This is a genomic window from Xanthomonas campestris pv. phormiicola (assembly GCA_025666215.1).
Lineage (GTDB): Bacteria > Pseudomonadota > Gammaproteobacteria > Xanthomonadales > Xanthomonadaceae > Xanthomonas_A > Xanthomonas_A campestris_A.
The window spans coordinates 1,183,731-1,207,049 of record CP102593.1 but is presented as its reverse complement, the minus strand read 5'-3'; the positions used below and the strand labels follow the sequence as shown (position 1 = coordinate 1,207,049).

Annotated in this window: 25 protein-coding genes; 16 read left to right on the top strand and 9 right to left on the bottom strand. The window is 69.7% G+C overall.

Features of this window, described 5'->3' with window-relative positions; all coding sequences use genetic code 11:
- Nucleotides 1-35: 35 nt before the first annotated feature.
- Nucleotides 36-461, bottom strand: a complete 426-nt coding sequence (locus NRY95_04940) for a hypothetical protein (GenBank protein ID UYC18506.1) — start codon at nt 459-461, stop codon at nt 36-38.
- Between the two features lie 302 nt (nt 462-763).
- On the opposite strand from NRY95_04940, the gene NRY95_04935 reads away from it, so the two are divergent.
- Both NRY95_04935 and NRY95_04930 read left to right on the top strand, forming a co-directional pair.
- The gene (locus NRY95_04935) at nt 764-1,249 is read left to right on the top strand and encodes a hypothetical protein (GenBank protein ID UYC17313.1); all 486 of its coding nucleotides are present in this window, start codon (nt 764-766) and stop codon (nt 1,247-1,249) included.
- 51 nt (nt 1,250-1,300) lie between these two features.
- Nucleotides 1,301-1,759, top strand: a complete 459-nt coding sequence (locus NRY95_04930) for a hypothetical protein (GenBank protein ID UYC17312.1) — start codon at nt 1,301-1,303, stop codon at nt 1,757-1,759.
- Nucleotides 1,760-1,833: 74 nt separating this feature from the next.
- Here the strand turns inward: NRY95_04930 and gap are convergent, their stop codons facing one another.
- A complete protein-coding gene (gene gap / locus NRY95_04925; protein ID UYC17311.1) occupies nt 1,834-2,835 on the bottom strand; it encodes a type I glyceraldehyde-3-phosphate dehydrogenase in 1,002 nt (333 codons plus the stop codon).
- Nucleotides 2,836-3,004: 169 nt separating this feature from the next.
- On the opposite strand from gap, the gene NRY95_04920 reads away from it, so the two are divergent.
- The 3 genes from NRY95_04920 to NRY95_04910 all read left to right on the top strand — a co-directional run bounded on the left by NRY95_04920 (nt 3,005) and on the right by NRY95_04910 (nt 5,290).
- A complete protein-coding gene (locus NRY95_04920) occupies nt 3,005-3,634 on the top strand; it encodes an outer membrane beta-barrel protein (GenBank protein UYC17310.1) in 630 nt (209 codons plus the stop codon).
- Nucleotides 3,635-3,750: 116 nt separating this feature from the next.
- A complete protein-coding gene (locus tag NRY95_04915; protein UYC17309.1) occupies nt 3,751-4,371 on the top strand; it encodes an outer membrane beta-barrel protein in 621 nt (206 codons plus the stop codon).
- A gap of 106 nt (nt 4,372-4,477) precedes the next feature.
- A complete protein-coding gene (locus NRY95_04910; GenBank protein ID UYC17308.1) occupies nt 4,478-5,290 on the top strand; it encodes a S1/P1 nuclease in 813 nt (270 codons plus the stop codon).
- Nucleotides 5,291-5,416: 126 nt separating this feature from the next.
- On the opposite strand, the gene trxC is transcribed toward NRY95_04910, so the two are convergent.
- The 4 genes from trxC to NRY95_04890 form a co-directional block, all read right to left on the bottom strand.
- Nucleotides 5,417-5,854 carry a thioredoxin TrxC gene (gene trxC, locus NRY95_04905; GenBank protein UYC17307.1) on the bottom strand — a complete coding sequence of 146 codons (438 nt, stop codon included), beginning with the start codon at nt 5,852-5,854 and terminating at the stop codon, nt 5,417-5,419.
- Nucleotides 5,851-6,177, bottom strand: a complete 327-nt coding sequence (locus NRY95_04900; protein UYC17306.1) for an OsmC family protein — start codon at nt 6,175-6,177, stop codon at nt 5,851-5,853. Before NRY95_04900 ends, trxC begins: the two co-directional genes overlap by 4 nt.
- Before the next feature lie 253 nt (nt 6,178-6,430).
- Complete coding sequence (locus tag NRY95_04895) at nt 6,431-9,649, bottom strand: efflux RND transporter permease subunit (protein ID UYC17305.1); 3,219 nt, start codon at nt 9,647-9,649, stop codon at nt 6,431-6,433.
- Nucleotide 9,650: 1 nt separating this feature from the next.
- Nucleotides 9,651-10,733, bottom strand: coding sequence for an efflux RND transporter periplasmic adaptor subunit (locus NRY95_04890; GenBank protein ID UYC17304.1), 1,083 nt, complete (start codon nt 10,731-10,733; stop codon nt 9,651-9,653).
- Between the two features lie 136 nt (nt 10,734-10,869).
- Here NRY95_04890 and NRY95_04885 point away from each other — a divergent pair, with 136 nt between their 5' ends.
- From NRY95_04885 to NRY95_04850, 8 genes are all read left to right on the top strand, one after another.
- Complete coding sequence (locus NRY95_04885; GenBank protein UYC17303.1) at nt 10,870-11,232, top strand: rhodanese-like domain-containing protein; 363 nt, start codon at nt 10,870-10,872, stop codon at nt 11,230-11,232.
- 5 nt (nt 11,233-11,237) lie between these two features.
- Entirely contained in the window at nt 11,238-11,588 is a 351-nt protein-coding gene (locus NRY95_04880) for a metalloregulator ArsR/SmtB family transcription factor (protein ID UYC17302.1), read from the top strand.
- On the top strand, nt 11,585-12,418 hold the full coding sequence (locus NRY95_04875) for an MBL fold metallo-hydrolase (GenBank protein ID UYC17301.1): 834 nt from the start codon (nt 11,585-11,587) through the stop codon (nt 12,416-12,418). Before NRY95_04880 ends, NRY95_04875 begins: the two co-directional genes overlap by 4 nt.
- Nucleotides 12,419-12,436: 18 nt before the next feature.
- Nucleotides 12,437-12,937 (top strand): molybdopterin-dependent oxidoreductase, encoded by a 501-nt coding sequence (locus tag NRY95_04870; GenBank protein ID UYC17300.1) that lies wholly within the window; start codon nt 12,437-12,439, stop codon nt 12,935-12,937.
- 63 nt (nt 12,938-13,000) lie between these two features.
- Nucleotides 13,001-13,741 (top strand): molybdate ABC transporter substrate-binding protein, encoded by a 741-nt coding sequence (gene modA / locus NRY95_04865; GenBank protein UYC18505.1) that lies wholly within the window; start codon nt 13,001-13,003, stop codon nt 13,739-13,741.
- A 10-nt stretch (nt 13,742-13,751) separates the two neighbouring features.
- A complete protein-coding gene (gene modB, locus NRY95_04860) occupies nt 13,752-14,447 on the top strand; it encodes a molybdate ABC transporter permease subunit (protein ID UYC17299.1) in 696 nt (231 codons plus the stop codon).
- An 85-nt stretch (nt 14,448-14,532) separates the two neighbouring features.
- Complete coding sequence (locus NRY95_04855) at nt 14,533-15,150, top strand: ATP-binding cassette domain-containing protein (GenBank protein ID UYC17298.1); 618 nt, start codon at nt 14,533-14,535, stop codon at nt 15,148-15,150.
- 94 nt (nt 15,151-15,244) lie between these two features.
- Nucleotides 15,245-15,802, top strand: a complete 558-nt coding sequence (locus NRY95_04850; protein ID UYC17297.1) for a flavin reductase family protein — start codon at nt 15,245-15,247, stop codon at nt 15,800-15,802.
- Between the two features lie 214 nt (nt 15,803-16,016).
- On the opposite strand, the gene NRY95_04845 is transcribed toward NRY95_04850, so the two are convergent.
- From NRY95_04845 to NRY95_04835, 3 genes are read right to left on the bottom strand one after another with little or no spacing between them, the layout of a single operon-like run.
- Nucleotides 16,017-16,601, bottom strand: a complete 585-nt coding sequence (locus NRY95_04845) for a hypothetical protein (protein ID UYC18504.1) — start codon at nt 16,599-16,601, stop codon at nt 16,017-16,019.
- 2 nt (nt 16,602-16,603) lie between these two features.
- Nucleotides 16,604-18,136 carry a TonB family protein gene (locus tag NRY95_04840; protein UYC17296.1) on the bottom strand — a complete coding sequence of 511 codons (1,533 nt, stop codon included), beginning with the start codon at nt 18,134-18,136 and terminating at the stop codon, nt 16,604-16,606.
- Nucleotides 18,126-18,494 carry a BlaI/MecI/CopY family transcriptional regulator gene (locus tag NRY95_04835; GenBank protein ID UYC17295.1) on the bottom strand — a complete coding sequence of 123 codons (369 nt, stop codon included), beginning with the start codon at nt 18,492-18,494 and terminating at the stop codon, nt 18,126-18,128. The genes NRY95_04840 and NRY95_04835 overlap by 11 nt, the downstream gene beginning before the upstream one ends.
- Nucleotides 18,495-18,604: 110 nt before the next feature.
- On the opposite strand from NRY95_04835, the gene NRY95_04830 reads away from it, so the two are divergent.
- The 3 genes from NRY95_04830 (at nt 18,605) to NRY95_04820 (ending at nt 23,221) form a co-directional block, all read left to right on the top strand.
- A complete protein-coding gene (locus NRY95_04830) occupies nt 18,605-20,551 on the top strand; it encodes an acetyl-CoA hydrolase (GenBank protein ID UYC17294.1) in 1,947 nt (648 codons plus the stop codon).
- Nucleotides 20,552-20,849: 298 nt separating this feature from the next.
- On the top strand, nt 20,850-21,890 hold the full coding sequence (locus NRY95_04825; GenBank protein ID UYC17293.1) for a hypothetical protein: 1,041 nt from the start codon (nt 20,850-20,852) through the stop codon (nt 21,888-21,890).
- Nucleotides 21,891-22,081: 191 nt separating this feature from the next.
- Nucleotides 22,082-23,221, top strand: coding sequence for a phosphatidylinositol-specific phospholipase C1-like protein (locus tag NRY95_04820; GenBank protein ID UYC17292.1), 1,140 nt, complete (start codon nt 22,082-22,084; stop codon nt 23,219-23,221).
- Nucleotides 23,222-23,319 lie beyond the last annotated feature (98 nt).

Sequence of the window (23,319 nt, the reverse complement as noted above, 5' to 3'; positions counted from 1 at the left end):
CGCGCGACGCGGCCCGGGCTCTGCTCGGCCAGCGCTTATTCGCGGTAGCCGCTGTCGTTCTTGTTGTGGATGATCCAGATCAGGTTGCCGCCGCTGCCCATCGACTTGCCGGCGAACACCAGGCGGCCCTGGCCCTTGTAGGCCAGTTCGTAGCGGTAGCGGTCGCCGCCGTAGAAGAACGGAATGAAGGCCTTGCCGGTCACGTAGGACCCCTGGTCGGTGGGTTCGCCGATCAGGTCGGTCACCTGCTTCATCGGCATGCCGATCTTGAGCTGGGTGAACTTGCTGCCGGGTGCCGGCTTGCCGGTGATCTCGCCTTCGTAATCGTTGACGCCCTTGACGGTCTCGCCGTAGCCGGCCTCGACCTGCGAGGAATTGGTGACTTCGCCATCGGCGTTCATCCAGCTCGGCGTGCCGCTCTGCTTCTTCGCCAGCGCCTGCATCGGCAGCGCGGCCGCCATCGCCACGGCCAGCACCAGGGCTCCCGTCCATACATGCTTGATCTGCATCTTTTCGCTCCTTGCATCCATTGAGTGCCCCCTGTCCATCGCCTGTCATGCCAGCGCGGGAACATCCGCTGGCCGGTGTCGCATTAGTGCACGCGTGGCCGCCGATGTCCACGCCCGAACGGCATGGCGGCATGCCCGACGCAGCCCTTGCCGGCGCCCGTCGGGCATGGTAGAAATCGCGCCAGCGCGGCACGGGACTCTACCGTGCAACGCATGGATCCGGCGTCGCCGCCCCACCGCAAGGACGTACCGCAATGCCCACTCAGCTTCGCTCCCATGTGCTGCGCGCGCTGTGCGCCCTGGCGCTGCTTGGCGCCGCGCCGCTGGCATCGGCCGACATGTTCGGCAGTCCCGAAGACATCGCCCGCAGCTGGCTCGGCCACGACGCCAGCGAACTGATGATGCAGTGGCCGGTGGACCGCGGCCTGTACACCGCGGAAAACACGCAGACCCACGAAACCGCCTACACCTACAACTTCGGCACCGAAGCGCACTACCGCACCGACTATTGGACTACGCAGGGTGGGGTGGTCGGCATGGTCGGCGGCGGCAACGGCGTCGCGCCCACCCCGATCTTCGAGCAGAACGAGCACAGCCAGACCACTTTCGTGCCGGCCGAGCACCACTGCGAGATCACCTTCGTCGCCGATGCCGAAGGCATCATCACCCGCTACGATTTCGCCGGCAGCAAGTGCCAGCCGTATATCCGCAGCTGGGGCCGGCCGAAGAAGAAGAAATAGTCGCCGCGCTTGTTGCCGGCTTTCGATTCGTACAAAACAGGGGAACATCCGATGAGCGCAAAGAATTCACTCGCCCGTCTCGCCTGGTCGGCGATCGCATTGACGCTGCTGGCGCTGGCCGTGCCGGCGCTGGCCGCCGGTCCGCGCCACGGCGAGATCCTGGCGCTGGAGCCAATCGAGAACAAGAACACCGACGTGCCGGAAAGGACCAAGACCATCACCAAGGCGGCCGCCAACCTCGGCGGCCTGGCAGGCGGCTTCCTGGGCCTCAAGAGCAAAAGTTCGACCGGCGTCGTCACCGCGGCAGCGGCCGGCACCGCCGCCGGCGAAACCGTGGGCGCCAAGATCGCCGGCAACGGCCCGGCCGCGCACTACATGGTGAAGATCCGCTTCGACAACAAGTCGCAGACGGTGGTGTCCAAGCCCAGCGCCGAAGTGGCCGGGCTGGCGGTCGGCAGCCGGGTCAAGGTCACCGGCAGCGGCGAGGACATGCGCATCGAAGCCGAGTGATCGCAGCGCCGGCGCCACCCGGCAAGCATAAAAAAAGCGCCCGAGGGCGCTTTTTTTGTGGGCGGCGCGGCGGCTTACTTCGCCACCACCTTGACCATTTCCAGGCACTTGTTGGAATAGCCCCACTCGTTGTCGTACCAGGACACCAGCTTGACGAAGGTGCTGTCCAGGGCGATGCCGGCGTCGGCGTCGAAGATCGAGGTGCGCGCGTCGCCACGGAAGTCGGTGGCCACCACCTTGTCCTCGGTGTAGCCGAGGATGCCCTTCAGCGCGCCTTCGCTCTGCGCCTTCACTTCGGCGCAGATCTCGGCGTAGGTGGCCGGCTTTTCCAGTTCCACGGTCAGGTCGACCACTGACACGTCCGAGGTTGGCACGCGGAAGCTCATTCCGGTCAGCTTCTTGTTCAACTCCGGGATCACCACGCCGACGGCCTTGGCTGCGCCGGTGCTGGACGGAATGATGTTCTCCAGGATGCCGCGGCCGCCGCGCCAGTCCTTGTTGCTGGGGCCGTCCACGGTCTTCTGCGTGGCGGTGGCGGCGTGCACGGTGGTCATCAGGCCGCGCTTGATGCCCCACTTGTCGTTGATCACCTTGGCCAGCGGCGCCAGGCAGTTGGTGGTGCAGCTGGCGTTGGAGACAATCGCCTGGCCAGCGTAGGTCTTGTCGTTGACGCCGTACACGAACATCGGCGTGTCGTCCTTGGACGGGGCCGACAGGATCACCTTCTTGGCGCCGGCGTCGAGGTGCTTCTGCGCGGTGTCCTTGGTCAGGAACAGGCCCGTGGATTCGATCACCACCTCGGCGCCGACCTCGTCCCACTTCAGCGCCGCCGGATCGCGCTCCTGGGTCAGGCGGATCTTCTTGCCGTTGACCACTAAGTGATTGCCGTCGACCGACACCTCGCCGTCGAAGCGGCCGTGCACCGAGTCGTACTGCAGCATGTATGCCAGGTAGTCGGGCTCGAGCAGGTCGTTGATGGCGACGATCTCGATGTCGCTGCCGAAATTCTGTACCGCCGAGCGCAGCACATTGCGTCCGATGCGACCGAAACCGTTGATGCCAACCTTGATTGCCATTTCAGTAGCTCCTGCGGCCGCGCCAGACGCGGCGGATGGAAGGGGGCCAGCATTCTATCAGGCTGGCCGCATCGCGCCCGGCACGCGCAGTCGACGCGTTTGATCAGGATCAAGGCGGCGCGGCGACGCCGGCAGGACACTGCGCCCACACCCAAACGAGACGCCCATCATGCGCAAGACCTCCCCTCTCCTGCTGTCCGGCCTGGCGGCCGCCCTCGCGCTGTGCGCCTTGCCGGCGCTGGCGCAGTCGCAGGGCGACTGGACCGTGGGCATCGGCGCCCACCAGGTCAACCCGAAGTCCGACAACGGCAAGCTGGCCGGCGGCACCCTGCCGCTGAGCATCGGCAGCGACATCAAGCCGACCGTCACCTTCGAATACTTCGTGCACCAGGACCTGGGCATCGAGGTGCTGGCCGCGCTGCCGTTCAAGCACGACATCGACGTCAAGGGCGTCGGCAAGGTCGGCAGCACCAAGCAGCTGCCGCCGGTGGTCTCGCTGCAGTACCACTTCAACAGCGCCGGCAAGCTGTCCCCGTTCGTCGGCGCCGGCATCAACTACACCACCTTCTTCAGCGAGGACACCACCGGCGCGCTGGCCGGCACCAAGCTCAAGCTGGAAGATTCCTGGGGCCTGGCCGCGCACGTCGGCGTGGACGTCGCGCTCACCGACAAGTCGGCGCTGCGGGTGGACCTGCGCTGGGCCGACATCGACAGCAAGGTCAAGGTCGACGGTGCCAGCATGGGCACCGCGCACATCGATCCGCTGGTGTACGGCCTGGCCTATGTGATGAAGTTCTGAGGCTGCGCGGGCGCCGCGCTTCTCTGGCAGACTACGCTCCACAAGGATGTGGATCGGTCGCCGCCGGGCCGACACCGGGATTCGCATCCGCCCATTCGCCGTCACCGGGGTCCCCAATGAAGCCACGCCTGTTCCGCCGTCTCGCCGTCGCCGCCCTTGCCGCCATCGCCCTGCCCGCCGCGGCGCAGTCGGCCGGCCACTTCACCACCAGCTACGGCATCCACGGCATGGTGCCCGGCTCCTCCAACGGCACCCTGAGCGGCAGCGAGCAGCGTTTCAGCGCCGACACCGCACCGGCGCTCTCGTTCAGCTACGAATACTTCTTCCGCGGCAACCTCGGCGTGGAGATCCAGACCCTGGTCGGGCAGCAGAAGATCGGCCTGGAACAGGGCGGCGATATCGGCAGCGCCTGGGCGCTGTCGCCGACGCTCTCGCTGCAGTACCACTTCAACGGCAACGGCGACATCTCCCCGTTCGTCGGCGTCGGCCTCAACTACACCACCTTCCTGGGCGCCGACGGCAAGGGCGCGTTCTCCCGCGACGACGTCAAGTTCAAGGACAGTGTCGGCCCGGCCGTGCATGCCGGCGTGGACTTCGCCATCGGCGAGCGCAGCGCGCTGCGCGTGGACGCGCGCTGGACCAGCATGCGCAGCGATGTGGAAGTGGACAGCGGCAAGCTCGGCAAGGCCAAGCTCGATCCCATCACCTACGGCCTCGCCTACCTGCTTTACTTCTGATCCGCCGCGGCTGCAGGCCTCGCCCGCGCGGGCGAGGCTTAGCGGTTGCGCAACGGCGCGTTGCCGCGGCCATGGCAGCGTCATCGGCGCCGGCTAGAATCGGCGCATGAAATCCTCTCTGTTCGTTTCCGCCGCGCTCGCCGCGGCGCTGGCCGCCGCGCCGTCCGCCGCCTTCGCCTGGGGCCCGCTGGGCCATCGCCTGGTCGCCGATCTCGCCGATACCCAACTCACCCCGCAGGCACGCGCACAAGTGCAGCTGCTGCTGCAGGGCGAACCCGAGCCGACCCTGGCCGGCGTCGCCAACTGGGCCGACCAGTTGCGCGAAAGCAACCCGGACATGGGCAAGCGCACCGGCCCCTGGCACTACGTCAACCTCGGCGAAGCCCAATGCCATTACCAGCAGACCCGCGACTGTCCCGACGGCAACTGCGCGATCGAGGCGCTGCGCCGCCAGGCCGCGATCCTCGCCGACCGCAGCCAGCCGCAGGCGGCACGGACCGAGGCGCTGAAGTTCGTGGTGCATTTCGCCGGCGACATCCAGCAGCCGCTGCACGCCGGCTACGCCCACGACAAGGGCGCCAACACGTTCCAGATCCAGTTCGAGGGCAAGGGCAGCAACCTGCATTCGCTGTGGGACAGCGGCCTGCTGCGCAGCCGCGGTCTGGACGAGGCGCACTACCTGGCGCAGCTGCAGGCGCAACCGCTGCCGGCCCCCTCGCCGGCCGGCAGCGCGCTGCCGCCGCCGGCCGCGGCCTGGGCCGAAGCCTCGTGCCGGATCATGCTGCGCCCGGGTTTCTACCCGCCCGGCGCCAAGCTGCCGGCCGACTACGTGGCGACCTGGCGCCCGGTCGCCGAGGCGCAACTGCGCCAGGCCGGCGCGGACCTGGCGGCGACGTTGAACGCTGCGCTGGGGAAGTAGCGCGCGGCTTCTGCTTTTTTGCAGGAGCGGCTTCAGCCGCGGCAGGCATTGCCGATAGATCCTGTCGCGGCTGAAGCGGCCCCTACAGGATTCGGGGCCGGATTCGTTTTGCCCATGGAAACGACGCTAACCCGCGTTCGTCCGCGCCCAGCGCACGATGTCGGCGACACCCATCGCACCGCTGTGCCGCGCCAGTTCGCGGCCATGCCGCAACAGGGCCAGGGTCGGAATGCTGCGGATGCCGAAGCGCCCCGCCAGCGCCGGCTGCGCCTCGGTGTCCAGCTTGCCCAGGCGCATGCGCGGTTCCAGTTGCGCGGCGGCCGCCTCGAACTGCGGTGCCATGGTCCGGCACGGGCCGCACCACGGCGCCCAGAAGTCCACCAGCAGCGAAATGTCGCTGCGCTCGGCATGGGCGGCGAAGGTGTCCGCGGTCAACGCGACCGGCGCGCCGACGAACAGCGCACGGTGGCAACGCCCGCATTGCGGCGCCGCCGCCAGGCGTTCGCCCGGCACCCGGTTCAGCGCCTGGCAGTGCGGGCAGGCGATGTGCAGCGGATCGCTCACGCGCCGGCCTCGATGCTCTTGTCGCCGAGCAGCACATTGCCCTGCGCGTCCTTGACCGTGACCTGCACATCGATGCCCTGGCGCACGCTCTGGGTGACCACGCAGAACTGTTCGAACTGGTCGAGGATGCGCTGCAGCTGCGCGTAGTCCTGGTTGCCGTCGGGCAACTGCAGCTCCACCGACGCCTGCGGAATGCGCCAGAAGCCGTCCGCGTTGCGCATCGGTGTGGCGGTGATGTGCGCGACCACCCCGACCGGATCGTTCTTGAACTTGCGCAGCGCGAACAGCAGGCTGGCGGCCAGGCAGTTGGCGATGCTCGCCAATAGAATCCGCGAGGGATTGGGCCCGCGCTCGTGGCCCAGCGGCGCGGTCTCGTCGCCCAGCCACGGCGCCAGATCGGTTTCGTCGAACTGGATGCGGAACGCGAAATCCGCCTACTGTTCGAGGGTGACGCGGATCGGATCGCCGATGCTCATGCAGAACTCCTCATGCAGGTCTCCAGTGACGCAGACAGGGGGGAATGCCGACTCTACGCCGGCGCCGCAAAGACCGCGTGGACGCACATGCGCATCTCGCTCACGCCACCTTGGCGGCGCGGCGCGCCAACGGGTAGTACAGCAGCGGGATCACCAGCAGGGTCAGTGCGGTACTGATCAGGATGCCGAAGATCAGCGCCACCGCCAGGCCGTTGAAGATCGGATCGTCGAGGATGAAGAAGGCGCCGAGCATCGCCGCCAGCCCGGTCAGCACGATCGGCGGCGCGCGCACCGCGCAGGCCTCCACCACCGCCTGCTCGGCGCTGCGGCCCTGCGCCAGCGCCTGGCCGATGAAGTCCACCAGCAGGATCGAGTTGCGCACGATGATGCCGGCCAGCGCGATCATGCCGATCATGCTGGTCGCGGTGAACTGGGCGCCGAGCAGCGCGTGCCCCGGCAGCACCCCGATCACCGTCAACGGGATCGGCGCCATGATCACCAGCGGCACCAGATAGCTGCGGAACTGCGCCACCACCAGCAGATAGATCAGCAGCAGGCCGACCGCGTAGGCGATGCCCATGTCGCGAAAGGTCTCGTAGGTGATCTGCCATTCGCCGTCCCACTTGACCGCGAAGTCGCCGCTATCGAGCGGTTGCGCGATGAAAGACTGCGCCACGGCCTGCCCGCCGACGCGCTGTCGGCGCAGCTGCCCGACCAGGTCGAACATGCCGTACAGCGGGCTGTCCAGGCGCCCGGCCTCGTCGCCGGTGACGTACACCACCGGCCGCAGATCCTTGTGCGAGATCGCACCGTCCCAGGGCAGCCGCTGCACCGCGACCAGCTCCGACAACGGCACCAGCTGGCCGTCGCCGCCGCGCACCTGCAGCGCCAGCATGCGCGCGACGCCGGCCTGGTCGGCCGCGGCCAGGCGCAGCCGCACCGGTTGCGGGTACTTGGAGGCGCCATCGTGCAGCCAGGTCGCATCCACGCCCTGCACAGACGCCGCCAGCGCATCGGCGATCGCCGACTGGGTCACGCCCAGCCGCGCCGCACGCACCCGATCGACCACGATCACCTCGCGCGTTGCGGCGCTTTCCACGCTGGTATCCACGTCGACCACGTTCGGCGTGCGCAGGAAACGCCGCTCCAGGGCCAGGCCCAGCTGGCGGCTGCGCGCGTAGTCCGGCCCGTACACCTCGGCCACCAGCGGCGCCAGCACCGGCGGGCCCGGCGGCACCTCCACCACCTTCAGCGCCGCGCCGTGGCGGCGCGCGATCGCCGCCAATTCCGGGCGCAGCGCGCGCGCGATGGCGTGGCTGTGCCGCGTGCGCAGGTGTTTGTCGACCAGGTTCACCTGCAGGTCGCCGACGTTGTTGCCGCTGCGCAGGTAGTACTGGCGCACCAGGCCGTTGAAATTGACCGGCGCCGAGGTGCCGGCATAGCCCTGGTAGTCGTGCACGTCGGGCGTGCGGTCGAGCACGCCGGACAGCTCGGCCAGCAGCGCATCGGTGTCCTGCAGGGTGCTGCCCTCGGGCAGATCGACCACGATCTGCAATTCAGACTTGTCGTCGAACGGCAGCATCTTCATCACCACCCATTGCAGCCCGACCAGCGACACCGCCAGCAGCAGCAATGCGGCGATGCCGGCGAACAGCCAGCCGCGCCGCCGCGCGCCACGCTCGGGAGCGAGGAAAGGGTGCAGCAAGCGCGAGAACAAGCGCTGCAGGCGCGGCGATGCGGACGCCGTCGCGCTGTCGGCACCGGCCGCCGCCGGCGCATGCCGCGCCAGCAGCTTCAGCGACAGCCACGGGGTCACGATCAGCGCGACCGCCAGCGACAGCAGCATGCCGACCGAGGCGTTGATCGGGATCGGCCGCATGTACGGCCCCATCAAGCCGCTGACGAAGGCCATCGGCATCAGCGCCGCGATCACCGTGAACGTGGCGAGGATGGTCGGCCCGCCGACCTCGTCCACCGCCGGCGGGATCGCTTCGCGCAGGGTCTTGCCGCCGGCGCGCATGTGCCGGTGGATGTTCTCCACCACCACGATGGCGTCGTCGACCAGGATGCCGATCGAGAAGATCAGCGCGAACAGCGAGACCCGGTTGAGGGTGAAGCCCATCGCCCACGACGCGAACAGGGTCAGCGCCAGGGTCAGCACCACCGCGCTGCCGACCACGCTGGCCTCGCGCCAGCCCAGCGCGAACAGCACCAGCAACACCACCGAGCCGGTCGCGAACACCAGCTTGTGGATCAGCTTGGCGGCCTTGGCGTCGGCGCTGGCGCCGTAGTCGCGGGTCACCTCGGCGTGCACGCCTTGCGGGATCGTCTCGCCGCGCAGTTGCTGCAGGCGCGCGGCGACGGCACGGGTGATCGCGGCGGCATCGCTGCCGGGCTGCTTGGCGATGGCGAGGGTCACCGCCGGCGCGCGGCCCTGCGCCGGACCGCCGCGTGCGGCCGGCGCACCGTACCAGACGTAGCTGCCCGGCAGATCGGCGCCGGCGCGCACCTGCGCCACGTCGCGCAGATGCAGCGGTTGGCCGTCGTGCACGCCGATCACCAGCGCCGCCACCGTGTCGGCATCGGCCAGGAAGGTGCCGGCCGCGACCGGCACCGCACGGCCGCCACCGATGCGCTCGCCGAGCTGGCGCACCGCATTGGCCGCCTGCAGCGACTGGCTCAGGTCGGAGACGGTCAGGCCGTAGGCGGCCAGCCGCGCCGGATCCAGGGTCAGCGTCAGTACCCGCTGCGGCGCGCCGATGCTGTAGATGTCGCGCGTGCCGGGGATGCGCTTGAGTTCGCTTTCCAGGGTGTGCGCGACCTCGCCCAGGTCCACCGCGCTGCGCTGCGGATCGTCGCTCCACAACGTCACCGCCATCACCGGCACGTCGTCGATGCCCTTGGGCTTGATCAGCGGCGTGCCCACGCCCATGCCCTGCGGCAACGCGTCCAGGTTCGAATAGACCTGGTTGTACAGCCGCACCAGCGCCGCCTGGCGCGGCACCCCGACCTGGAACTCGACGGTCAGCAGCGCCTGCCCCGGGCGGCTGACCGAATACACGTGCTTGACCCCTTCGATCTCGGCCAGCTTCTGCTCCAGCGGCGTGCTCAGCAGTTGTTCCACCTCGCGCGCATCGGCGCCGGCGAAGGCCACCGACACGGTGGCCATGGTCACGTCGATCTGCGGCTCTTCCTCGCGCGGGGTGATCGCCACTGCGGCCAGGCCCAGCAGCAGGCCCAGCAGCGCCAGCAACGGGGTCAGCGGATTGGCCTGGAACGCCGCTGCCAGACGTCCGGATACCCCCAGTCGCGCCGCCATCTCAGCGCTCCGCCAGCGCGCGCCGCTGCGCGGCCAGCGCCTGCCCGGCGGCGACCGGATCGCGCGCCACGCGTTCGCCGGCCTGCAATCCGGCCAGCACCTCGACCCGCTGCGGCTCCTGCCGGCCCACACGCAACTGGCGCAGGCTCAGTTTGCCGGCGGCCAGCACATAGGCCGCGCTGAGCTCGCCACGCTGCAGCAGCGCCGCGCGCGGCATCCACAGCGTGGCCGCGCTTGCGTCGGTGCCATCGGCAGGCAGCGCGAATGCGACCTTGGCGGTCGTGCCCGGCGCCGGCGCCGGCGTCAACGCGGGCAACGGCACGCGCACGGTCACGCTGTGGCTGTTCGGATCGGCGGTGGGGAACACCACCACCCGTTGCACCGCCAGCGCGCGGCCATCGTCCAGGCGCACCTGCGCGTGCGGCGCGGCGCGGATCGCCTCGGCGTCGGACTGCGGCACCTGCACTTCGATGCGCTGCGCGCCAGGCGCGTACAGCGACAGCAGCACCTGGCCCGTCGCCACCGCTTCGCCCGGCTGTACCCGCCGCGCACTGACCACGCCGGCGAACGGTGCACGGATCACCGTGTAGTCGGCCGGCTGGCGCGCCTGCGCCAGTTGCGCGGCGGCGGACTGGCGCGCCGCGACCGCGGCATCGCGGGTGGCCCGCGCCCGATCCAGCTGCGCCCGGGACACGTACTGCGCGCCGGCCAACGCGGCATAGCGGCGGTAGCTGGCCTCGGCTTCGTCGGCACTGGCCGCGGCCGAACGCAACTGCGCCTGCGCACTGTCCACGCCGGCGCGTTGCTCCACGGCGCTGAGCCGCAGCAGCACCTGGCCGGCGACGACGCGATCGTCGACGTCCACCGCGACCTCGCGCACGCGCCCGTCGGTCTGCGCCGACAGGTCGGCATGGTCCACCGCAGCGACCACGCCGTCCCAGGCGCGCGCGGCGGAATCGGCATACGCCACCTGGTCGGTCTGCAGCGCAGGCAGCGGCGGCAGCGCCGCCGAAGGGGATTCATGGCGGCACGCCGCGAGCGACAGGCTCGCGGCCAGCGCGATCGAGAGGGCAAACGGCTTCACGCAGCGGCTCCAGGACGAGGGTTCGACGGAACCCGGTCGGTGCCAGCGAACCGTCGCTGGCTGCGAGATAAATTAGAGTTTTCTTATATTAGAGTCAACTGATATTATGGCTGCCGTTTATCCACCGGAGCCCCCAATGCCCCATTCCTCCGCACAAGCCCTGGTCGACAGGGCGCGCCCGCAGATCCACGAAGTCGACACCGATGCCGCCGCCACGCCGCTGCCCGGCGAATGGATCATCGATGTGCGCGAACCCGGCGAGTTCGCCGTCGGCCACCTACCCAACGCGATCAACATCCCGCGCGGCATCCTCGAATTCCGCCTGGACACCGATCCGGCGCTGGCCCGGCGCGAGCAACCGATCCTGCTGTACTGCGCCAGCGGCGGCCGCTCCACGCTGGCCGCGCTGAGCCTGCAGCAGCTGGGCTACAGCGCGGTGCGCTCGTTGAACGGCGGCTTCCTCGGCTGGACCGCCGCCGGCCTGCCGGTCGCCTTCTGAGTCCGATGCCACGCCGTCTGCCACCCGCACTGGATCCTGCGGCGATGCGCGAGCATGCCGGCGAGGCCGCGCGCCTGCTGAAGGCGCTCGGCAACGAGAAGCGGCTGCTGTTGCTGTGCCTGCTGGTGGACCGCGAACAGTCGGTGGGCGAGCTCAACACGCGCCTGGACCTGAGCCAATCGGCGCTGTCGCAGCACCTGGCGCTGCTGCGCGAGGACGGCCTGGTGCAGACCCGCCGCGACGGGCAGACCATCTACTATTCGCTGGTCCCCGGCCCGGCGCAACGCATCCTCGATACCTTGCACGGCATCTACTGCAGCGCAGGCCCTTCCTCTCCCGACAAGACAGGCCCATGAGCCACGTCCCGCACATCCACCCCTTCCATCACGCCGGGTCCGGCACCTGGAGCTATCTGGTCGAAGACGGCCGCGACGCCGCGGTGATCGACCCGGTGCTGGACTTCGATGCGGACACCGCCACGCTGCGCGACGCGCCGGTGCAAGGCCTGGCGCAACTGCTGTCCGCGCGCGGCCTGCAACTGCGCTGGATCCTGGAAACCCACGCCCACGCCGACCATGTCTCGGCGGCGCAGTGGTTCAAGCAGCGCTGGCCGCACGCCGCGCTGGCGATCGGCGCCGGCATCTGCCGCGTGCGCGCGCGCTTCGCGCCGCAGTTCGGCCTGGCCGCGGAGCCCGACGACACGCGCTGCGGTTTCGACCACCTGTTCGCCGACGGCGAGCGTTTCGCGATCGGCGCTGTGCAAGCGCAGGTGATCGCAGTGCCCGGACATACCGACGACAGCATCGCCTACCTGATCGGCGATGCGCTGTTCCCCGGCGATTCGCTGTTCATGCCCGACAGCGGCACCGCACGCTGCGATTTCCCCGGCGGCGACGCGGCGACGCTGTTCCGCTCGATCCAGCGGCTGTACGCGCTGCCCGACTCCACCCGCGTGTTCGTCTGCCACGACTACGGCGCCGGCGGCCGCGCGGTGGCCTGCGAAACCAGCATCGGCGCGCAGCGCCGCGGCAACATCCACGTGCGCGACGGCGTCGGCGAAGCCGAGTTCGTCGCGTTGCGGCAGGCGCGCGACGCGACACTGGCGCAGCCGCGGCTGATGCAGCCGTCGGTGCGCGCCAACATCCAGGCAGGCCGCACCGACGACCTGCACGCCGCGCCGCGGTGAAGGCGGTAGGATGCGGGCATGCCCCGATCCCGCCTTTTCGCTCTTCTCGGCCTGGCGCTGGCTGCGACGCAGGCGCAGGCCGCGCATGGCCCCGCCGCGCACGCCGGCACCGACGCCGCAGCGGCCACCGGCACGCTGCGGATCGCCCTCGATGACGCCACGCTGGCCGCCCTGCCGCGCGAGCGGGTCAGCGCCCAGGCCCATGGCCAACAGCTGGACTGCGAAGGCGTGGCGCTGCGCGCCGTGCTGCAGGCGCAGCGCGCGATGCCCACCGAGCCGCTGCGCGGCGCGCAGTTGCAACGCCGGGTCGAGGTCGCCGCGCGCGACGGCTATGCGGCCGTGTTCACCCTGGCCGAACTGGACCCGACCCTGGGCGCGCGCCGCGTGCTGCTGGTCGATCGCTGCGACGGCAAGCCGCTCGCGGCCGAGGACGGCCCGCTGCGCCTGATCGTGCCGCAGGACCAGCGGCCCGCGCGCTGGGTGCGCCAGGTGCAGTCGATCGCCGTCGTCACCCCCTGACTTCCTAGGAGCCTCGCCATGTCCCGTTTGCTACGCAGCCTGCTGTGCCTGTTCTCGCTCGCCATGGCCGTGGCCACGCCAGCGGCCTGGGCGCAACCGGCCTCCGCGCCGCTGACCGTGTTCGCCGCGGCCAGCCTGAAGGAATCGCTGGACGAGGCCGCCGCGGCCTACCAGCAGTCCAGCGGCACGCCGGTGCAGGTGTCGTACGCGGCCAGCTCGGCGCTGGCGCGACAGGTGGAACAGGGCGCGCCGGCGGATGTGTTCTTCTCCGCCGACCTGGAGTGGATGGACTATCTGCAGCAACGCCAGCTGGTCGATCCGGCGCAGCGCCGCAACCTGCTCGGCAACACCCTGGTGCTGGTGGCACCGGCGGCCAGCAAGGCCAAGGTGGACCTGCGCACGCCCGGCGCGCTCGCCGCCGCGCTCGGCGCGCAGGGCCGCCTGGCGGTCGGCCAGACCGCCAGCGTGCCGGCCGGCAAGTACGCGCGCGCCGCGCTGCAGACGCTCGGCCAGTGGGACGGCGTGCAGGCGCGCCTGGCCGAATCGGACAGCGTGCGCAGCGCGTTGATGCTGGTCGCGCGCGGCGAAGCGCCGCTGGGCATCGTCTACGGCTCCGACGCCAGGGCCGAGCCGAAGGTGCGGGTGGTGGCGGTGTTCCCCGCCGACAGCCATGCGCCGATCGTGTATCCGGTGGCGGCGCTGCGCGCGAGCAAGCACCCGGCCGCGGCCGATTTCGTGCGCTGGCTGGGCACCGCGCCGGCGCAGGCGATCTTCCAGCGCCGCGGTTTCTCGCTCGCGCACTGAGCCATTGCCGTTGTTCGCATTCACCCCGCAGGAACTCACCGCGATCGCGCTCAGCGTCAAGGTCGCGCTGGTCGCGGCCCTGGGCAGCCTGCCGTTGGGCGTGGCCTGCGGCTGGTTGCTGGCGCGGCGCCGCTTCCCCGGCAAGGCGCTGCTGGATGCGTTGCTGCACCTGCCGTTGGTGATGCCGCCGGTGGTCACCGGCTATGCGCTGCTGATCGTACTCGGCACGCAGGGACCGGTCGGCGCCTGGCTGCTCGAACACCTGGGCGTGCAGTTCGCGTTCCGCTGGACCGGCGCGGCGCTGGCCAGCGCGGTGATGGGCTTCCCGTTGATGGTGCGTGCGATCCGCCTGGCGCTGGAATCCACCGACCGGCGCCTGGAGGCGGCCGCGGCCACGCTCGGCGCCGCGCCGTGGCGGGTGTTCTTCAGCATCACCCTGCCGCTGGCCTGGCCGGGCCTGGTCGCCGGCACCGCGCTCGCCTTCGCCAAGGCGCTGGGCGAATTCGGCGCCACCATCACCTTCGTATCCAACATTCCCGGGGAAACCCAGACCCTGTCGTCGGCGATCTACGGCCTGCTGCAGGTGCCCGGCGGCGAATCGGGCATCTGGCGGCTGGCGGCGGTGGCCCTGGCGATCTCGCTGGCCGCGCTGCTGCTGTCCGAATGGCTGGTGCGGCGCCAGCGTGGGCCGGAGGCGGACGCATGAGCCGGCTGCTTGCCGCTGCACGCGGTTGGTCCGCGGCGCGCCTCCACGGCGCGCCGCGTGCGCAGCATGCTGCGAGCGTGCGCCGATGCTGAGCATCGATATCGAAGTGCAGCGCGGCCGTTTCCAGCGCCGCTTGCGGGTCGAGGAAACGGCGCGCGTGGTCGCGCTGGTCGGCCCCTCCGGCGCAGGCAAGACCAGCATGCTCAACGCCATCGCCGGGGTATTGCGGCCACGCAGCGGACGCATCGTCATCGACGAGCGCGTGCTCTACGACAGCGCCGCCGGCATCGACGTGCCGACCCACCGGCGCCGCATCGGCTACGTGTTCCAGGACGCGCGGCTGTTCCCGCACATGGACGTGCGCCGCAACCTCGGCTACGGCCGCCACGGCCGCGGCCACACCGAGCGCTTCGGCTTCGATGCGGTGGTGGAACTGCTCGGCATCGCACCGCTGCTGGCACGACGCCCGGGCAACCTGTCCGGCGGCGAGGCGCAACGCGTGGCGATCGGCCGCGCGCTGCTGTCGCAGCCGGCGATCCTGCTGTTCGACGAGCCGCTGTCGGCGCTGGACGCGCAACGCCGCGGCGAACTGATCCCGTACCTGCAGCGCGTGCGCGACGAGGTACGCCTGCCGATGCTGTACGTCAGCCACCAGGCCGAGGAAGTGGAACGCATCGCCGATGCGATCCATCGGCTGGAGTAGGGCTCGGTTACCGCGATTGGCTAGGCCGTCGCGCACGCCGCGTTCACCGCCGATAGCCAGACTGTGCCATCGACACCGCCGCGAGGATGCGCCCATGCGCCGCTACCGCAAGCACGATTTCCCGCTCGACCAAATACGCCGCTTTCTGGAACCTGGCCCGGTGGTGTTGGTCGGCTCGGCCTGGAAAGGGCAGCGCGACATCATGACCATGGGCTGGCACATGGTGCTGGAGTTCTCGCCATCGCTGATCGCTTGCTGCATCTCCAGCGCCAACCACAGCTTCGAGCTGGTCAGGCGCAGCAAGCAATGCACGATCAACCTGCCGACCGCGGATCTGCTCGACACCGTGGTCGGCATCGGCAACAGCAGCGGCGCGCACTGTGACAAGTTCGCCCACTTCGGCCTGACCGCAGTGGCGGGCACGCACGTCGATGCGCCGTCGATCGCCGAATGCTATGCCAGCTTCGAGTGCCGCCTGCACGATGGCCGCCAGATCGCCAGGCACAACCTGTTCGTCTGGGAAGTGGTCAAGGCGCACGTCGCCACGTCGCCGAAACTGCCCAGGACCCTGCACTATCGCGGCGACGGCAAGTTCATGCTGTCCGGTACGGAAGTCTCGCGGCGACGGCTGTTCAAGCCGGAGATGCTGTAGCCGCAATGACAACCCGCGGTAGCGATTCTGCTGCCGCCACATGGGGGCATCTCTAGCGAGATGCCGCCCTTCGTGGGAGCGACTTCCGTCGCGACAGGATTTACCAGTAACGCCTGTCGCAAAACCGACAGACCGAAGCTACCGGGCTTGCTACCACAACCTGCAACCGTGAGAGAAAGGCACTCACGTCACCGGTCCGCATCAGCTCGCGCGCTCAGCGCGCACCGCGGCCATCCACCCGCCCGGCCTGCACGCTGGCCTTGCCCTCGCGCACCTCGAAGGTGAACGCGTAGGCCAGCGTCACCGGCACCGCTTCCACCGACACGGCATCGTCGCAGCGTCCCTCCAGCGCCGGCCGCTGCGCCGGATCGGCATAGGTGCAGATCGCCGCGGGCACGAAGCGCCAAGCTGCGACCTCCTGTTGTACCGCCTGCAGCAGATCGGCGTTGTCCGCCAGCGCGCCGGCACTGCATTCCTCGCGGTCGTGCAAGGGCTCGCTGCGCTGCACCGCGCCTTGCGCGGACAGGATCACGCGCACGCACACCGTGGTCGGCGCCAGCGTGCGCCGCGGCGAATCGGCCGGCAGTTGCGGCGTGGCCGCATCCAGCGGCTGCGGCATGCGGAACACCTGCTGCGGCTGCATCGTGTAGGCCGTGATGGCCCCACCCGCGGCACCATCGCCGCGTGGCGCGAGCAGGCGCTGGTCCACGGAATCCAGCCGCTGGGTCTGCTCGCGCTGCGGCTGGCTGGCGCAGCTGGCCAGGCACAGGCACAGGCCGGTCAGGCAGATCCTGCGCATGCTCATCGCTTGGCCGTCTTTACGGACATGCCGCAATACACGCGTTGGGTCGGTCCTTGCCCGTCGACGGAGACGACATCGCAGGCGTGTTCAGGCGCATCGTCCGTCGCTGCATCCAGCAGATACCAGAGGTACTTCGATGCATTGGCCATCCCGGCCGGCGCATCCACGGGCTCCATCCCGGATTCGAAGGTGACCGGTATTTTCAGCCGCGACGGGACGGCCCGCCCGTGCTCGCGGGCCGGAACGAAGCGCCATTGCCTGGAGGCCGCAATCGCCGCCTGGTCCAGCGCGGCATCGCCGCTGCCATGCCCGAGCAACCGCACGTCGCTGACGCTGCCGGCCTCATCCACATTGACCAGCAGCATCACTTTTCCCGAGGCACCCTCGCGCAACGATTCGCGCGGATAGGTGGGTGGCGCCATCGCCAGCGGCTTGGCGGGCGTAGTCCCACGCTTGGCAGAGGCCGCCGCAGCGCCGGCTGCCCAGGCGAACGTGGGCGAGGAACGCATCGGGCCGTTTCCGGCCGACGCAATATCCGACGCGGGTTCAGTCCCCGCCTGCGCACCTGCATCCGGCGCTTGCGCATTCGACAGCGCAGGTGCGATGTCGCCTCCCGCCGACGCCGGCAGCGGCTGCAACGCCCATGCCGCCACGCCGCCGCACAGCGTCGCCATCGCCACCACGGCGATTCCCGCACGCCGCTGCCAGCCGCTTACGGGCGGCCGCTGCAACATCCCGATCCGCTGCCGCAAGGCCTGCCCGGCCTGCCAATGGCAGCCGACCGGCAAGGCGATCGTGTCCAGTTGCGTCTGCAGCATCGCCTCGGCGTAGCTGCGACGCGAACCCGGATGCCGCGCCAGCACCGCCGCGTCGCAGGCCAGTTCCTGGTCGAAACGGAACCGCGACGCGGCCCAGTGCAACAAGGGGTTGAACCAGTACGCGCAGCGCAATGCTGCCAGCAGCAGGTTGCAGCGGGTGTCGCCGCGGGCGATATGCATGCGCTCATGGGCCAGCACCAGTTGCGACTGCGCGGCCGGATAGCGCCTGGCGAAATCCATCGGCACCACCACGCGCGGCCGCCAGGCGCCGAGCACCAATGGACCATGCACCGCGTGCTGCGCGTACAACACCCCATCGGCGCCGGGCGACAGCCGCCCCAGGCTGCGCCGGTAGCGCCGCTGCTGCCGCCACAACGTGGCGGCCATCGCCGCCGCGCCAAGCAGCCAGACCGCGGCGATCCACAGCGCGACATGGTTGCTCGCCATCGACGTCGCACCCCCGGCGCCAGCCGCTCCCTGCGGCAGCCCGACCCAGACCTGCGGCATCGCCAATGCCGCCGGCAGTGCCGGACGCACATCGGCAGGCAGCAGCACGGCGAGCATCGCCATCGGCACCACGCCCCACACTGCGTAGGCGATCCCCGCGCCGAACAGCCGCCGCAACGGCGCGCGCAGCGCCAACACCGCCACGATCGCCGCGCTGCCGGACAGCGCCGTGGCCCACATCCCCGCTACGAAGGTGTCAACGCTCATCGTCCAGCTCCTGGATCAGTCGTTTGAGTTCGGCGATATCGGCGTCGCTGAGCTTGCCGCGTTCGCTGAAATGCGCCACCAGCGGCGCCACGCGGCCGCCGAACAGACGGTCGAGCAGGCCTTCGCTTTGTTGCTGCACCCACTGCTCGCGCTGCAGCAGCGGCGCGTACAGATAGCGCCGCCCCTGTTTGTCGGCACGGATCGCGCCCTTGTTGAGCAGCCGATTGAGCAAGGTCTTGACCGTGGGTTCGGCCCAGCCGCCATGCCCGGACAGGGCCGCGAACACCTCCTCGGCCCCGAGCGGGCTGCGGTCCCACAGCACCTCCATCACCACGGCTTCGGCATCGCTGATCGACATATCGTTTACGCCTGTAATTTTTAACGATTACATGAGTAAACGCACCGCTTGTCAAGCGCTTTCGGGCATCGCGGAAGCACGCACTCGCGGCGCTCGCCTAAGCTATGCCGATGACCGACCACCTCGAAGACCTCGACGCCGCTGCCGAGCTGATCCTGCAGCGCATTCCCGGCCCACTGCGCATCGGCGCGCCGCTGGGCATCGGCAAGCCGCACCGCCTGCTCAACGCGCTGTACGACCGGGTCGCCGCCGATCCGCAACGGCCGCTGCAGCTCTACACCGCGCTGTCGTTGAACCCGCCGGCGCCCGGCGGCGGGCTGGAAGGCCGCTTCGTGCGGCCATTCGTGCAGCGCCATTTCGGCGAGGACTTCCCGTACCTGAAGTATGTGCAGGCCTTGCAGCGCGATGCGCTGCCGGCGCATATCCAGGTGGAGGAGTTCTACATGCAGTCCGGCGCGCTGCTGCGCTCGACGCAGGCGCAGCGCAACTACACCAGCCTCAACTACACCCATGCGGCCGATGCGGTGGCGCAGCGCGCGCCCAACCTGATCGTGCAGAAGGTGGCGCGCGAACCCGATGGCACGCGCCTGTCGTTCTCGTGCAACAACGACATCACCCAGGACACGCTGGAGGCGATGCGCCGGCGCGGCCTGCCGCGGCCGCTGCTGGTCGCCGAGGTCGACCCGCAGCTGCCGTGGATCGGCGGCAGCGCGGCGGTGGAGCCGTCGTTCTTCGACGTGGTGGTGGACCCGCCGGGTCCGTATCCGCGCCTGTTCGGGCTGCCGCGGCAGCCGGTGGCCGATGCCGACTACGCCATCGGCCTGTATGCGAGCGCGCTGGTGCGCGACGGCGGCACGCTGCAGATCGGCATCGGCACGCTGGCCGATGCGCTATGCCATGCGCTGGTGCTGCGGCATACCGACAACACGCGCTACCGGCAAGTGCTGGCGGCGCTGGATCCGGAACTGGCAACGCACCCCGCGGTCCAGGAATGCGGCGGGCTCGCGCCGTTCTCGATCGGCCTGTTCGGCTGCAGCGAGATGCTCAACGAAGGCTTCCGCCAACTGGTCCAGTGCGGGGTGATCCGGCGCAAGGTACTGGACGACGCCGCGCTGATGCAGCGCGTGGCCGACGGCAGCGCCGACGCCGGCGACCAGGCGCGGCTGCAGCGCGACGGCGAATACCTGCAGGGCGCGTTCTACCTCGGCTCGCCCGAGTTCTACGCCTGGCTGCGCGGGATGGCGCCGGAGGCGCGCGCCGGCATCGGCATGCACCGGATCAGCGCGATCAACCAGCTCTACGGCGACGAGCGCCTGCGCCGCCTGCAGCGGCGCGAGGCGCGCTTCTTCAATTCGTGCATGATGGCCACCGTGCTGGGCGCGGCGGTGTCCGATGCGCTGGACGACGGCCGCGTGGTGTCCGGGGTCGGCGGCCAGTACAACTTCGTGGCGATGGCGCACGCGCTGGACGATGCGCGCAGCGTGCTGATGTTCCGCGCCGTCCGCGGCGAGGCGCCCGCGCTGCACTCCAACGTGCGCTGGAACTACGGCCACACCACGATCCCGCGTCACCTGCGCGACATCTATCTCAACGAATACGGCATCGCCGACCTGCGCGGCCTGACCGACGAGGACTGCATCGTCGGCATGATCGGCATCGCCGATGCGGCGTTCCAGCCGGCGCTACTGGCCGAGGCCAAACAGGCCGGCAAGCTGTGCGCCGACTTCCTCGCGCAGCCGCGTTGGCAGCGCAACCGCGCCGAGCGCGTGCGCACCGCGCTGGCCCCGTTCCGCGCCGACGGCACCCTGCCCGACTATCCGCTGGGCAGCGATTTCACCGAGGTCGAACAGCGCCTGCTGCGCGCGCTGGCCTGGCTCAAACGCAATACCGCCGGCACCGGCGCGAAACTCGCCACCGTGGCACGCGCGCTGCTGTCGCGCGCGGCCGCCGATCCGGCCAGCCTGCAGCGCATGGCGCTGGATGCGCCGCGCGGCATCGGCGAGCGCCAGCAGGCGCGCCTGCTGGCCTACGCCCTGCGGCAGACCAAGCAACCCTGAAAAAATCTCGCCGCAGCGACGCAGCGAAGGTAACGCGGCTGCCATGCACCTCGGCCATCGCCGAGGTCACCGCATCGCCACATCCACTGCGTAAGGTGGCCTCGCCCGCAGTACGCGGCAGCAACGCCCGTCCACCGCAACGGCCGCCCCATCGGCATGCCGGTCGCACTGCGCATTCTTCGTCGCGCTTTCGCTACCGCGCTGGATGGCGACCGCATGCAGGACGGGGTGGCAACACGTCGCTCCTCCCCCAAAGACCAAAGGCACCTCGTTCATGCGCGGATCCCGATCGTTCGCTGTGTTGCTTTCGCTGTTGTCGTGTAGCTGTCCGCCTGCCTTCGCCGGCACGCAGGCCGATGGACCCGATCCCTACAGCGGCAGCTACGACCGCCCCGGACGTCCGGCCATCGTCGGCCATCGCGGCGCGGCGGGGATTCGCCCCGAGAACACGCTGTCCTCGTTCCGCGAAGCGCTGGAGCTGGGCGCGGACGCGCTGGAGACCGACGTGCACCTGACCCAGGATGGCGTATGGGTCATCAACCACGATTTCTTCCTGAATCCGGATGTCGCGCGCGATGGCGACGGCCAATGGAACGCGCCCAAGACGCCGCTGTCGGCCATGACCTATGCGCAGATCGAGCGCTACGACATCGGCCGCGCGCGCCCGGGTTCGGCCTACGCCAGGGAGCATTCCGCGCTGGTGGCGGTCGATGGCGAGCGCGTGCCCACACTCGACCAGCTGATCGCGCTGATCCGCGGCCACGACGACAAGACCCAGCTGTTCCTGGAAATAAAGTCCCTGCCGATCGTTCCCGGCTTGAGCGCCGGCCCCGAGGTGCTGGCCCGGGGAGTGGTCCAGGCGCTGAACAAGAACGACTTCAAGCAGCGCACCTATGTGCTGTGCTTCGACTGGAACGTGCTGCGTGCGATCCATCGTCTCGACCCGGCGATCCGGCTGGTGTTCCTGAGCCAGGACGTCAAGCGTGCGCTCGCCCGCGACGACGCGCGTGCGCTGACCAACAAGGACGCGCACAGCGTGATGCAGCAGATGAGCGGGCTGGACGGACTGGGCGGACGCTCGGTCGGCCAGGCGGTCCGCGACGAAGGCGGGACGGTCTGGGACATCAACTATGCCGACATCACCGCCGCCGACCTGGCCCAGGCACGACACGACCATCTGCGACTCGGCGCGTGGACCGTGGACGACGCCGACACCGCACGCCTGCTGTACAACCTCGGCGTGGACTACATCACCACCAATCGCCCGGACGTGATGCTGCAGGCGTTCGGCAAGGACGCTGCGGTGAACAAGCCCTTGCCGCCCGGCGCCTCGCGATAGCGGGTAGCGCGCCACGCCCGTGGCGCCGTACCGGCCTGGCGGGCGCGCAGATGGTGAATGATTGCAACGCGTGACGCCGAGCGGCAACAAGATGGAAAGCATTGCGTCAAGCTACATCGGGATGATCATCACATCTTGTTCTCCGACCTTGCCGCATGCGCCTCCCTTCATCTGCTCACTCGGCGCTGCACGTGGCGTCTCGCGCCGCAGCGCGCGGCTCCTGCGCCGAACGTATCAAACGTATCAGCGCACTGCTCGGCCTGTTGGCGCTGGTCCCCCTCGCGTTGCAGGCCGCACCCAGGCTCAACGAGCTGCAGTACATCGGCAGCCACAACAGCTACCACGCCGGCTTCGCTCCCAGTGAAGCCGAACTCTGGAAGCGGACCGATCCGGCGACGTTCGCGACGCTGGATTACCGCCATCCGCCGCTGACGCAGCAATTCGACGATGGCGTCAGGCAGATCGAACTGGACATCTATGCCGATGCCAAGGGTGGCCGCTATGCGCACCCGGCGATCGTCGCGCAGATCGCCAAGGCCGGACTGCCGCCAGCGCCGGCCATCGCTCCGCCCGGGGTGATGGAGAAACCGGGATTCAAGGTCATGCATGTGCAGGACCTGGACCAGCGCAGTACCTGCCAGCCGCTGGTCGCCTGCCTGCAGGAAGTGCGCGCGTGGTCCAAACGGCATCCGGGCCATCTGCCGGTGTTCGTGCTGCTGGAAACCGAGGAGTCGTCGTTGCAGTTGGCGTTCCCGACCGTCCAGCCCGAACCCTTCGATGCCACCGCGATGGATGCGCTGGATGCGGAAATCCGCTCGGTCTTCCAGCCCGACGAGTATCTGAGTCCGGACCAGGTGCGCGGCACGGCGCCCACGCTCAACGCCGCGATTCTTGCCCACGGCTGGCCGTCCCTGTCCGAAGCGCGCGGCAAGGTCGTGTTCCTGCTCGACCAGCATTCGGTGGGCCGGCATTACCTGCCGGGACATCCTTCGCTGCGCGGCCGCGTGTGCTTCACCAATGCCATCCCCGGCGAAGCCGATGCGGCCTTCACCGAGCGCAACGACGGCAGCGCGGAAGAGATCGCGCGCCTGGTGAAAGCCGGATATCTGGTGCGTACGCGCACCGATGCGGACCTGAAGGAGCCGGCGCGCGGCGACACCACACGCCGCGACGGCATGCTGGCCAGCGGCGCGCAACTGCTCAGTACCGACTATCCGGACCACGAACCGGCCGCCTCCGGCTATGTGTTGCGCTTCGCCGGCGACGCGGCGGCGCGCTGCAATCCGCAATTCCCGGCGGCGCACTGCGCAGGCAGCGACCTGACGCACTGACCGCAGCGGCCATTGCGCAACGCACGCGCGATCGCGATGGCGATCGCCGCTGGACGCGTGCGCGCGATCGGGTCCGACCGATCCACCCAGACTCCCAC